This is a genomic window from Psychroflexus longus (assembly GCF_020164595.1).
Classification (GTDB): Bacteria; Bacteroidota; Bacteroidia; order Flavobacteriales; family Flavobacteriaceae; genus Psychroflexus; species Psychroflexus longus.
The window spans coordinates 30,998-43,334 of the sequence record NZ_JAIQZE010000012.1 but is presented as its reverse complement, the minus strand read 5'-3'; the positions used below and the strand labels follow the sequence as shown (position 1 = coordinate 43,334).

12 protein-coding genes and 1 pseudogene are annotated in these 12,337 nt (G+C 38.8%); 12 read left to right on the top strand and 1 reads right to left on the bottom strand.

The window, feature by feature from the left end:
* The first annotated feature begins 2 nt into the window (after positions 1 to 2).
* The 7 genes and pseudogenes from LB452_RS10865 (at position 3) to LB452_RS10835 (ending at position 5,733) form a co-directional block, all read left to right on the top strand.
* Positions 3 to 266 (top strand): GIY-YIG nuclease family protein, encoded by a 264-nt coding sequence (locus LB452_RS10865; protein WP_224461759.1) that lies wholly within the window; start codon positions 3 to 5, stop codon positions 264 to 266.
* A 15-nt stretch (positions 267 to 281) separates the two neighbouring features.
* Positions 282 to 476: pseudogene (locus tag LB452_RS13640) on the top strand (four helix bundle protein); the annotation flags it as partial.
* Positions 477 to 556: 80 nt separating this feature from the next.
* The gene (locus tag LB452_RS10855) at positions 557 to 1,651 is read left to right on the top strand and encodes a glycosyltransferase family 4 protein (RefSeq protein ID WP_224461758.1); all 1,095 of its coding nucleotides are present in this window, start codon (positions 557 to 559) and stop codon (positions 1,649 to 1,651) included.
* A gap of 181 nt (positions 1,652 to 1,832) precedes the next feature.
* Complete coding sequence (locus LB452_RS10850; RefSeq protein ID WP_224461757.1) at positions 1,833 to 2,189, top strand: four helix bundle protein; 357 nt, start codon at positions 1,833 to 1,835, stop codon at positions 2,187 to 2,189.
* Between the two features lie 53 nt (positions 2,190 to 2,242).
* The gene (locus tag LB452_RS10845; protein ID WP_224461756.1) at positions 2,243 to 3,385 is read left to right on the top strand and encodes a glycosyltransferase; all 1,143 of its coding nucleotides are present in this window, start codon (positions 2,243 to 2,245) and stop codon (positions 3,383 to 3,385) included.
* On the top strand, positions 3,369 to 4,760 hold the full coding sequence (locus LB452_RS10840; protein WP_224461755.1) for an O-antigen ligase family protein: 1,392 nt from the start codon (positions 3,369 to 3,371) through the stop codon (positions 4,758 to 4,760). The genes LB452_RS10845 and LB452_RS10840 overlap by 17 nt, the downstream gene beginning before the upstream one ends.
* On the top strand, positions 4,690 to 5,733 hold the full coding sequence (locus tag LB452_RS10835; RefSeq protein ID WP_224461754.1) for a glycosyltransferase family 4 protein: 1,044 nt from the start codon (positions 4,690 to 4,692) through the stop codon (positions 5,731 to 5,733). Before LB452_RS10840 ends, LB452_RS10835 begins: the two co-directional genes overlap by 71 nt.
* A gap of 1,372 nt (positions 5,734 to 7,105) precedes the next feature.
* Here the strand turns inward: LB452_RS10835 and LB452_RS10830 are convergent.
* Positions 7,106 to 7,639, bottom strand: a complete 534-nt coding sequence (locus LB452_RS10830) for a DUF4920 domain-containing protein (RefSeq protein ID WP_224461753.1) — start codon at positions 7,637 to 7,639, stop codon at positions 7,106 to 7,108.
* Between the two features lie 99 nt (positions 7,640 to 7,738).
* Here LB452_RS10830 and LB452_RS10825 point away from each other — a divergent pair, with 99 nt between their 5' ends.
* From LB452_RS10825 to LB452_RS10805, 5 genes are all read left to right on the top strand, one after another.
* Complete coding sequence (locus LB452_RS10825; protein ID WP_224461752.1) at positions 7,739 to 8,806, top strand: branched-chain amino acid aminotransferase; 1,068 nt, start codon at positions 7,739 to 7,741, stop codon at positions 8,804 to 8,806.
* Positions 8,807 to 9,204: 398 nt separating this feature from the next.
* Positions 9,205 to 10,107: a TIGR01777 family oxidoreductase gene (locus LB452_RS10820; protein WP_224461751.1), complete on the top strand. Its 903-nt coding sequence runs from the start codon at positions 9,205 to 9,207 to the stop codon at positions 10,105 to 10,107.
* Between the two features lie 84 nt (positions 10,108 to 10,191).
* Positions 10,192 to 10,824, top strand: a complete 633-nt coding sequence (locus LB452_RS10815) for an SGNH/GDSL hydrolase family protein (protein ID WP_224461750.1) — start codon at positions 10,192 to 10,194, stop codon at positions 10,822 to 10,824.
* A 1-nt stretch (position 10,825) separates the two neighbouring features.
* Complete coding sequence (locus LB452_RS10810; protein ID WP_224461749.1) at positions 10,826 to 12,109, top strand: DUF2851 family protein; 1,284 nt, start codon at positions 10,826 to 10,828, stop codon at positions 12,107 to 12,109.
* Positions 12,106 to 12,336 (top strand): PspC domain-containing protein, encoded by a 231-nt coding sequence (locus LB452_RS10805; RefSeq protein ID WP_224454824.1) that lies wholly within the window; start codon positions 12,106 to 12,108, stop codon positions 12,334 to 12,336. The genes LB452_RS10810 and LB452_RS10805 overlap by 4 nt, the downstream gene beginning before the upstream one ends.
* The last annotated feature ends 1 nt before the right edge of the window (position 12,337 follow it).

Sequence of the window (12,337 nt, the reverse complement as noted above, 5' to 3'; positions counted from 1 at the left end):
TAATGAAAGATTTTTATTACGTTTACATTCTTCAAAGTGAAACCGACGGCAAAAATTATGCGGGTTACACTCAGGATTTGAATTTACGATTTGAGCAACATAATAAAGGTTACGTAGAATCTACAAAAAATAGAAGACCATTTAAGATGATTTATTTTGAAGCTTGTTTATGTCAAAATGATGCATTGAGAAGAGAGAAGTACTTTAAAACACATTATGGTAAAATGTTCTTGAAAAATAGACTCAAATCGTATTTCACAGGTTAGACAGAAGGGAGTGGTCGAAATAGTTGGAAAGAGTTACATCAGTTTATAGGATATGCGATTGGTTCAGCGGCTGAATTAGATACTCAAATTATAATAGCAAAAAATCTAAAATACATAGATGATAAAACAGTTCATGAAGTATTTGAAATCCTTGAAAAAACAAGAAAATTATTATCAGGTTATAAGAAATATGTAAAAACGAAATATTAAATTTCGAATACACGAATACACGAATACACGAATACACGAATACACGAATACACGAATACACGAATACACGAATACACGAAATGAAAATCCTCTTCCTCACTTCCGAACTTCCACCCCAACCAGGGGGAATTGGCAATCATGCCCATCAGCTGGCGAACTATTTATCTGAGTTTTATGAGGTGAGTGTGGTAGCCGATCAGCGCTCTGAAGATGGAGGAGAAGAACGTGAGTTTGATAGCAAGCAAAAGTTTTCAGTGGTTCGGGTCAAACGTAAGTCAACCATAGTGATTACTTACATCCAACGTTTATTGACCAGTTTTAAGTTGCTGAAGTCAAACGACCTGATGTTAGTCTCTGGTAAATTTCCGTTGTGGGTGGGTGGAGTTTTATCCTTGTTCTCTTTAAAGCCTATAGTGGCGATCATTCATGGTAGCGAAGTTCAGTTATCCAATCCGTTAGCCAAAAAATTAACTGATTGGTCTTTAAAACGCTTGGATCATGTGATTTCTGTGTCTCGATTCACATTAAAATTGATTGAAGATTTAGGTTTAACATCCACCAGTGTGATTCCTAACGGATTTGACAAACCGAAATTTGAAGTTGAGGATTTATCTATTCAACATTCAGAGGCTATACAGCTTATCACCGTCGGCAATCTGACCCAGCGTAAAGGGCAACATAATGTCATTAAAGCTCTGCCTCAACTTTTAAAGGCTTATCCAAAACTGATTTACCATTGTGTCGGCATTCCGACCAATCAAAAGCAGTTGATGGAGTTGGCTAAAAGCTTAAACGTTGAAGAGTATGTGCAATTTCACGGCCGAGTGACAGAAAAAGAGAAATTTCAACTGCTGCAACAATCCGATGTCTTTATGATGCTCAGTGAGCAAACCTCCACTGGCGATGTGGAAGGTTTTGGGATTGCAATTCTGGAAGCCAATTCAGTAGGTTTACCAGCCATCGGCAGCATCAACTGTGGCATTGAAGATGCGATTAGGCAGGAGTATTCTGGACTTCTGGTTAATCCTCATGATGTCACTCAAATTTTCACGGCAGTCAATAAAATCATTACTAACAAAAGTCAATATGCTAAACAGGCTAAAGCCTGGAGCACTCATTTTACCTGGGATAAAATCGGAAAGCAATATGTGGAGGTGTTGGGGGAGTTCGAATAGTCGTATAATGGTATAATCGTGTATTCGAATAGTCGGATAGCAGAAAGATTTGATTTATATTTCCAGCCGTATATTTGTGAAGTTGAGTGTTCTGTATATACTTGTTGGCTATTGCACCAACACACCAATAGACTAATACACAATTACTCGAATACACGAATAAACGAATAAACGAAGTATTATGAATCATAAAGAATTAGATGTTTGGAAAGTTTCAATTGATCTAGTTACACTGGTATATAAGCTAACAGAAGCTTTTCCTAAATCTGAACACTACGGACTGGTTAATCAGATGAGAAGATCTGCAGTCTCAATACCCTCAAACATAGCAGAAGGGAGTGGTCGAAATAGTTGGAAAGAGTTACATCAGTTTATAGGATATGCGATTGGTTCAGCGGCTGAATTAGATACTCAAATTATAATAGCAAAAAATCTAAAATACATAGATGATAAAACAGTTCATGAAGTATTTGAAATCCTTGAAAAAACAAGAAAATTATTATCAGGTTATAAGAAATATGTAAAAACCAAATATTAAATTTCGAATACACGAATACACGAACAACAGTAAACACTCAACTAAAAACGCATATGACCCTCTGCATCATCTCCCATACTGAACATTATCAAGATGAAAACGGTATCATCAAAGCCTGGGGATCGACTGTGACGGAGATCAATCATTTACTGGGCATCTTTGATCGCATTATTCATGTGGCGCCTTTGCATGAGGGACAACCTCCTAAAAGTAGTCTGGCCTATGCAGATACTGAAAACATAATATTTATCCCTTTAAAACCTTCTGGAGGGAAAGGTTTGAGGAAATTAAGTATCGGTTTCACAGCTTTATCCAATCTGAGACAAATTCAGAAGGGCATTCAGAAAGCTGATATTATACATTTTCGGGCGCCTACCGGAATGGGACTTTATGTATTACCGTATTTGAAGTGGTTCACTGCCAAACCTTACTGGGTGAAGTATGCCGGCAACTGGGTAGATCCTGAGATGCCCTTAGGTAATCGACTTCAGAAACAATGGCTTCAAAATTACATTGAACTTGAAACTCAGGTCACTTACAACGGTAATTGGGAAACTAAACCTCAGTTTTTAAGTTTTGATAATCCATGTTTTACAAAAGAGACCTATACACAAGCCAAATCAGCAATTAACCAAAAGTCAAATCCAAAAGACCAGGGCTGGACGCTTTGTTTTGTAGGCGCTTTAAATGAACATAAGGGCGTACCCCTAATTCTGGAGGCATTAAAAAAGCTTCCTGAGCATATTCAGGTTAAAACTATTCATTTTGTTGGAGATGGGCCTGAACGGGCTAAATATGAAGAGCTGGCTCAACAATTGAAGATGGACATTTACTTTCATGGCTTTTTACCCAAACCTGAAGTGCATGATATCTTAGCCCAGTCGGATGCTTTAGTATTACCTTCAAAATCTGAAGGCTTCCCTAAAGTCGTAGGAGAAGCGATGGCGTTTGGCTGTGTGCCTATCGTCTCAAAGGTGTCCTGCATTGAAGACTACATCACTAATGGCGATAATGGATTTCTTTTAAAGGAATTATCTGCAAAAGCTTTAGTTCAAAGCTTACTTCAATTGTCGGGTTTTACGAACTCAGAACTCAATGAGCTTAGGCTTAAAAATTATACCTTTGCCCAGCGATTTACCTATGCGTATTACAACAAAGCGCTTAAAGAAAAAATTCTAAATGTTCGGCTTAGATAAAACAAGTTATAAGCAATTACAACTATTGGCATTTCATGTCGGTATTGGGTTTGTGGTGAGTCAGGTGAGAGCTATGGCGCAGCTTTATTTGTTAGGTATCGTAGTTTACTTTGTTTACCAAATTATATCCAAAAAAGATAAAACTTATTATGCGCTTGGTGCTGCCGGGTATATAGCCGCGGCTGAAATATTCCTAAGAATGACTAAAGCCATGCCCTTTTGGGAACTGGGAAAGTATACGGTGATTTTCTTTATGTTGCTGGGCATGTTCTATGAAGGTTTTAAGTTAAAGGCCTGGCCTGTTTTAGTTTTCCTAGGCTTGTTGTTGCCTGGTGTGGTGATTACTTATCTCAATTTTGATTATTTTGAAGAAAGCTTTAGAAAAGCCATCTTATTCAATTTATCTGGTCCCTTATCTTTGTTTGCTACAGCCTTGTTTTGCTATCATAGAGAAATAAAATTCAAGACTTTGTTAAAAGTTGTAGATATGATGATATTGCCTATTATATCTATGGTGGTTTATATTATTCTTTACGCTCCTCCGCTCGAACAAATTGTATTTACTACAGAGTCCAATCAGGCAGCTTCTGGTGGTTATAGCGGTAATCAGGTCGCTACAGTTCTAGGCTTAGGTATGTTTTTGACTTATGTGAGATTTCTAATCCCATATAGGAATTCACTTCTGAATATAGTTAACATTGGTCTTTTAGGGCTTCTTACTTATCGCTGTTTGCTGACCTTTTCCAGAGGTGGCTTTATCACAGCTATATTGATGATGGCTGTTTTTACAGTCTTATTTATCAACTGGGCGCCATTAGCTAAGAAGGCGAAGGCTACGGTCAAGCTGGTTGGGCTAGGTGTAGGGGGCTTTTTATTATGGGGATTAGTAGTTGCTGTTACCGGAGGTCTGATTGTCAACCGCTATGCCGGAGAAAATGCCTTAGGCGAAGAAAAAGATATTACCACTGGTCGTGGTGAAATCATAAGTGAAGAATTGTCTGCTTTCTTAGAAGATCCTTTTTTAGGGGTAGGAGTGGGCATGGGTAAGTTTTTCAGAATAGAAGAAGAAGGCGGAGGTGGGGCTAGTCATAACGAAGTAGCTAGAATGCTGGCTGAGCATGGCTTGCTAGGGGTTTTAGCTTTAGCTATTTTATTTTTGATTCCCTTAGGGTTTCTACTCTCTAAAAATAGAAACCTGCTTATGCTGCCTTTTGTAGCTTTTTGGTTTCTGACCATTAACCACTCGGCGATGCGAGTGGCGCTACCTGGATTTATGTACGGATTTGCCTTATTATCTATAACTTATGCTTCCAAAAAAAAGAAAAAAACTAAAGTCAAAACAGCTCCTGTACCTCGGCAACAAGCTGTCGCTTAAAGGAAGAAATGTGTCCACGGTTGAGTTTTTGTCTGGTCAGTTAGAAGCTGAAGGCTATAAAGTCATCTCTGGATCCAGCCAGAAAAATCAGGCGCTTCGACTAGCTGATATGCTTTTGATGGTTCTAAAACACCATTCCAGGACTCATATTTTATTGATTGACACCTACAGCACCTCCGCTTTTTGGTATGCCTATCTGTTGAGTCAGTTAGCTTATGCCTTAAAGCTGGACTATATTACTATTTTACATGGTGGTGACTTACCAAAACGTCTACAATCCCATCCTAAACACTGCCAGCGTTTATTTAGCAGAGCTAAAGTCAATGTGGCTCCGTCTCCTTATCTGTTGCATCATTTTGAAAAGGCAGGCTATACCAACTTAAGCTATATTCCTAATACCATTAATTTAGAGAACTATAAATTTCAACAACGCGAACAACTTCAGCCTAACTTATTATGGGTACGCTCTTTCGCCCACATCTATAATCCTTTATTAGCCCTTAAGGTTTTGGAAGCACTCCTAAAGAGTTATCCAGACGCAAAACTGAGTATGGTCGGGCCGTTTAAAGACGATTCTATAGAGGACTGTAAAACTTACGCCAATGAGCATAATTTACCAGTAACCTTTACAGGCGGAATACCTAAAGAAGACTGGCTCGAGTACGCCAAAGACTTTGACATCTTTATCAATACCACCAATGTGGACAATACGCCCGTTAGTGTGATTGAAGCCATGGCGCTTGGACTACCAGTTGTGAGTACCAATGTGGGCGGAATTCCTTTTTTGCTGAAAGATGAACAAGATGCCTTACTGGTAAATCCCGATGATGTCCATTCATTTACCGAAGCTGTGTTAAAACTCCTGAAGAATCCAGAACTCGCTCGAAAACTCTCCAAAGCCGGAAGACAAAAAGTTGAGCATTTCGACTGGGAAGTGGTGAAGGAGAAGTGGCACGCAGTGATTAGTGATTAGTGAACAGTGAGTAGTGGATAGTGAGTAGTGGATAGTAAATAGTGATTGGTAAACGGTGTAATAGTTTAGTGGTATAGTAGCATAATGGTCTTCAGTCAATAGTGGATAGTGAAGGGACTTGTCGTTAAAATTAATTGTTGATTGAGTTGGTGGCTGAGTGTCCGCCTCTGGCGGATGTATCGAGGCTACCATAAGTTATCGGTGACTAGTAATTTGTTGGCTGAGGTAATGTCAGGTCGAGTGGATTTTGCTTTTGAGAAAAAGTAAAATTTGTATCGAGACCTCTCTTCAGCATCTCAATTAACCTTAAGCAAAGACCCTGAAACAAGTTCAGGGTGACAATGCTATCAGGTTGGGTAGTAGGGTTGTAAAATTTGAAATAAATTGTGAACTGGTGGCTGAGTGTCCGCCTCTGGCGGATGTATCGAAGCTACCATAAGTTATCGGTGACTAGTGATTTGTTAACTGAGAAATGTCAGGTCGAGTGGATTTTGCTTTTGAGAAAAAGTAAAATTTGTATCGAGATCTTATTAAAGCTCTTCGTATTAAACCACCTCTCGATACATCCGCTAAAAAAAAAAGCGGACACTCGAGGAGACATTGCGAGACCTGGTAAAAGTTCTTCGTTTTAAACCACTTCTCGATACACGCGCTGAAAAAAAGCATGTACTCAAAGTGGCATCAGAGTTTTAAATTAAAATCTATAAAATAAACGGCCTACTTTTTATAGATGTTGATTAATTATGAGTCGTGAGTTGGTGGCTGAGTGTCCGCCTCTGGCGGACGTATCGAAGCTACCATAAGTTATCGGTGACTAGTGATTTGTTAACTGAGGTAATGTCATGTCGAGTGGATTTTGCTTTTGAGAAAAAGTAAAATTTGTATCGAGACCTCATTAAAGCTCTTCGTATTAAACCACCTCTCGATACATCCGCTAAAAAAAAGCGGACACTCGAGGAGACATTGCGAGACCTCATTTAAGGTTTCAGCATCTTCATTATTTTTAACCCTAGGCTTTTGGCTCTGCCCCCTAGATCATCTTTTTTAGTCCTCTGTGAGGTCTTTGTACTTTAATTTTCAGTCAGGGTCGCTAGCCCTGCTATCTTCATAAAAAACATGTGAAAGAGCAAATAAGGGGTGTAACCCTGACATTTCCATGTGAGCTGGAGTCAACTTATTTGTAAATTCATGGGCTATAGCATCCAAACTATCTCATTGATATGCATTAAACGAAAATTAAAAAAAGAACACTGAATATCGAATAAAGAATTTTAAATTCGACTACCGATTACCGACTACCGACTACCGACTACCGACTACCGACTACCAACTACCGACTACCGACAACCGACTACCGACAACCACCTAAAACCTACTTCACTGCTTTAGCTCCCTCCGCAATAAACCTATAATTCAACTTTGGTTCAGTTATTTTAGCGATTTCTGCTTCGCTTTTGCCGGCATCTTCAGCGTAGTGCTTCAGAGTTTCTACATCGGTTTGCTCGATAAAAGCGACACCATTGACCAGCATATTGTGACCCTGACTGTCTTTAGGCACGAAGAAGCCGTAATCTTTAAAGGTGACGTGTGCATTCTGATCATCGGGTAAGTCAAGCTTCATCCAGCAGCCTTTCTTAGCACATACGCTTTGAACTTCAGATTGAAACTGAACTTTCAATGTGTCTCCAGGCTTTAGGCTTTGGTAGGTAGCAAGCATTTCAGTACCTGTTTTCACTTCAGCCAGCTCAAATTCATCACCAAATTGCTTATCGGTTTGAATGCTCAAGTCCTTTTCTTGAGAAGTGTTTTCAGTGGTAGTTTCAGAAGTGGTGTGTTCTTGCTTTGAATGGTTTTGACCACAAGCCAAAATCATCAATAGAATTAGTAATAAAATCAGGTTTTTCATGATAATTATTAAAAATTTATAAGATGCATAATGTCAAAGTTAGGAATCTTACGGAATTAAGCTTATTTAATTTTGTACATTTGCAAAAAAATAATACCGATGAATAGTACCAATATAGAACTGGATATTACAAAAGCTGCCTCTTCAAAAATCGATCAGGTTGATTTTGATAATCTCCAATTTGGAAAAGTCAATGCAGATCATATGATGTATTGTGACTATAAAGATGGAGAATGGCAAACGCCTAAAATCGTGCCTTACGGTCCAATGGAATTTGAGCCTTCTGCTAAAGTTTTTCATTATGGTCAGGCGGTTTTTGAAGGGATGAAAGCCTTTAAAGATGAAAACGATGAAGTTTGGTTGTTTAGACCAGATCAGAACTTTGAGCGCATCAATAAGTCCTCTAAGCGTATGGCTATTCCTGAATTCCCAAAGGATTACTTTTTTGAATCTTTAAAAACTTTATTGGAACTCGATAAGGACTGGGTGAAGAAAGGAGAGGGTAATTCGCTTTACTTACGTCCATTTGTGATTGCTACAGAAAATGGAGTATCTGCCTCAGAATCTGATGAATATAGATTTATGATCATCACTTGCCCTGCTCAGGCCTACTACAACAAGCCTATTAAAGTGATTTTTGCACAGGAATACAGCAGAGCAGCCGATGGTGGTGTTGGTTACGCTAAGGCAGCCGGAAACTATGGGGCTCAGTTTTACCCGACTAAACTGGCAAAAGCCAAAGGCCTTGACCAGATCATCTGGACGGATGCCAGTTCACACGAATATCTGGAAGAAGCTGGAACGATGAATATCTTTTTTAGAGTGGGAGACAAGTTACTCACTGCACCAACCAATGACAGAATTCTGGATGGTGTTACTCGTAAGAGTATCATTCAGCTGGCTAAAGACAATGGTGTTGAAGTTGTCGTTGAAAAAGTATCAGTCAAGGAAATTGTGAATGCAGCCAAAAAAGGTGAGCTTAAAGAAATTTTTGGAGCAGGAACCGCAGCGACTGTAGTGAGAGTTGATGGTTTTGAGTACGATGGAACGTATCACGATTTACCAACGATTAACGAACCTTACGGAACCTTCTTTAAAAAAGCTCTGCAAGATATTCAATACAATAGAGTTGAAGATCCACACGGTTGGACTATGAAAGCTTTTTAAATAGTTCACAGTTGACAGTTGACTGTTTTTAGTGAATCGTGACTAGTGCAACGTTATAACAAATAAAATAAAATATGAGCCTGATGATTTAATTCATTGGGCTCTTTTATGTTTACAAGTCCACCAGTCCACCAGTTAATAGTGAATAGTGGTGAGAGGTGAGTGACTTTTTACTTATTCCCAGTTACTAATTACTTTTTACTGATTACGAATATCGAATACTGAATACTGAATAACGAATTAAAAATTTTAAATTCGACTCACGACTCACGACCTGCCTTTGCCAAGGAAACGCAGGCAGGCTCACGACTCACGACTCACGACTTTTTCAAGTTAAAACCATACTAAACCTAGGCTGGAGATAGAACAAAGGCGCTAATTTTAATAAAAATAAGAGTATGAAAGTTTTAATTACGGGTGCAACGGGTTTGGTAGGTCAAGCTTTAGTCGATTTGTTTCACGAACAAGACATTGAGGTTAATTATTTGACGACAAGCCGATCCAAAATTGAAATAAAATCCAATTATAAGGGCTATTACTGGAATCCTTCAACTTCTGAATTGGATCTCGATAGCTTAAAAGGGGTAAACACCATCATCAACCTTGCCGGAGCCAGCGTAGCTAAGCGATGGACATCTTCCTACAAAAAAGCGATTTTGAACAGTCGAGTCGACAGTTTGATGACTTTAAAGTTAGCTTTATCAAAACAAGACCATGAGGTGGAGCATTTGATTTCAGCGAGTGCCATTGGATTATACGAAGACTCGTTAACTAAATTTCATGAGGAAGACGATTATGAGAAAGGAGATAACTTTCTGGCCGATGTGGTCGAAAAGTGGGAAACTGCCGCTGATGAAGTTGGAGAATTAGGACTTGAAGTGACCAAAATCAGAATTGGGGTAGTGCTGTCTGGTGATGGCGGTGCCCTCGAAAAAATCAAAGAACCTATTGAAAAATACATCGGCGCTCCGCTCGGAAGTGGTAAGCAGTGGCAATCCTGGATACATATTTCAGATCTAGCCCGACTTTTTCATCATGTGATGATCAACCGGCTGGAAGGGGTTTTCAATGCAGTTTCACCAAACCCGGTTAATAACAAAGAACTTACGGAGTGCATCGCTACTCAATTAGAAAAACCTCTTGTACTGCCTAATGTTCCCGGATTTGTACTTAAACTAATGCTTGGGGAGATGGCAACTATAGTGCTGGGAAGTCAGCTGGTGAGTTCCAAGAAAATCCTTTCGACAGGATTTCAGTTTAGATACGCTCAGTTAAAGCCTGCGATTGCAGATTTGTTATAACTTATCTTATTTCAAAATCTTTCTTATTTTTAAAAGCTAGGTTTAGTTATGAAAAAAATTATAGTATTTATTAGCTTATTAGTCATGTCAAAGTCTTTTAGTCAGGAGCCACTTAAATACCTCGCTTTAGGGGATTCTTACACCATTGGAGAACAAGTGACTAAGGAAGACTCCTGGCCTTTTCAACTGACATCGTATCTAAATACTAATTCATTTGCTGTAGAAGACCCTGAAATTATCGCTGTTACCGGATGGCGAACGGATGAGCTTCAGGACTCTATTGCTGTTCAGGATTACAAAGCCAATCAATTTGACCTGGTTTCCCTCTTGATTGGTGTTAACAATCAATATCAAAAAAAGCCTTTCAAACAATTTAAGAAAGAGTTTGAAGAGCTGTTGCAAACCGCGATTTCGCTAAGTGCTCATGATGAAAAAGGAGTCTTTATCGTTGGGATTCCAGATTATAGCTTGTCAAAATTTGCCCGGGATGAAAAATTGAAAAGAGTATCTTCCCGACTAAAACGTTACAACAGATACATCCAGAAAATGAGTCAACGCTATGGAGTGGCTTTCTATCCTTTGCAAAAACTCAGTAAGCCTTTGCATAAAGATCAAGACATGCTCGCAGAAGATCTTTTGCACCCGAGTGGTGAACAGTATCGGGTTTGGGTGGATAGTTTTAAAGACCGGGTAGTTGAACAACTTAATAACTTGTAAAATGCAGGAAGCCTTTCTTCATAGTTTGTGGAAATACAAAAAGCTGAATTTAAGTCAGCTCAAAACCACTACTGGAGAAGAACTTCAGGTGTTGAATACGGGGCTTCACAATGAAACAGAATCAGGTCCGGATTTCTTTAAAGCTGAAATTATTATTGCAGGTCAGCACTGGGTAGGCAATCTTGAAATTCATTTAAAATCTTCAGATTGGTATGCGCATCATCATGAAATTGATCCGGCCTACGATAATGTGATTTTGCATGTGGTTTGGGAAGATGACGTGAGCATTTTCAGAAAAGATAACACTGAGATTCCTTGTTTGGAATTGAAGCATTACGTCTCCGAACAGCAACTTCAGGCCTACAAGGATTTGTTTGACAAGACCTCTCAAAAGTGGATCAATTGTGAGAAGCATTTTCATGAGGTTGATGATTTTAAATTGAATAGCTGGCTAGAACGTTTGTATATAGAACGCCTGGAAGAAAAAAATCAGTTAATTCTGAATTTATTGAAAGTCTCTAATAATAACTGGGATGAGGTTTGTTTTAAGCTAATGGCAAAGGCTTTTGGACTAAACGTGAATGGGGAAGCTTTTCTGCAGATGAGTTCCTCTGCAGATTTTAAGGTTTTTCAGAAATGCTTCCAAAATCCTAATCAGCTGGAAGCTTTATGCTTTGGCTTATGTGGGATGTTACCTGCTGAAAGTGAGGAAGCTTACCCTAAACAACTTCAGCAGGAATTTAGATTTCTGAAACAAAAATTTCAGTTGAACGCGCCGGAGACAAGTCAGGTAAAATACTTCAGGCTTCGACCAGACAACTTCCCGAGCATCAGGTTATCTCAGTTTTGTAAGCTATACTCTCAACGACCTAATTTATTTTCTGAACTGATTCAGTGTAAAACCCCAAAAGACATTTACAAAATTTTAGATGCTCAAACCTCCGACTATTGGAAAACTCATTATACCTTTGAAAAAGAAAGTAAGTCTAAAGTCAAAAAGCTAAGTGTTCCCTTTAAAGACTTGGTCATCATCAATACGCTTCTGCCATTGAAATTTGCCTACCTGTCTTTTAAAGGTCAGCTGGGTTTTGAGGAGAGCATTTATCCTTTGATCACCAGTCTAAAACTTGAAGCTAACAGCATTACTAAAGGCTTCGAAGAATTAAAAACTAAGGTAGTCAAGTCAGCTTTGGAAAGTCAGGCATTTATTCAGTTGAAGACTCAGTATTGCGATGTGAACCGCTGTTTAAAGTGCCAAGTCGGATTAGAATTGATACACTCATGAAAAATTTTATATACAATCTTAGAACTTTTTTTGAGAAGCACGGTTTTTATGTGAGTTCACGACTGGCAGATACGCTGGGGATGAAAGCAAAATCTGTACGGATATTTTTCATTTACGTCTCCTTTGCTACTTTCGGGTTTGGGTTTGGCCTATATCTTACATTAGCTTTCTGGCTAAAGCTCAAGGATTTGGTGTATACCAAGCGTACCTCAGTGTTTGATCTTTAAT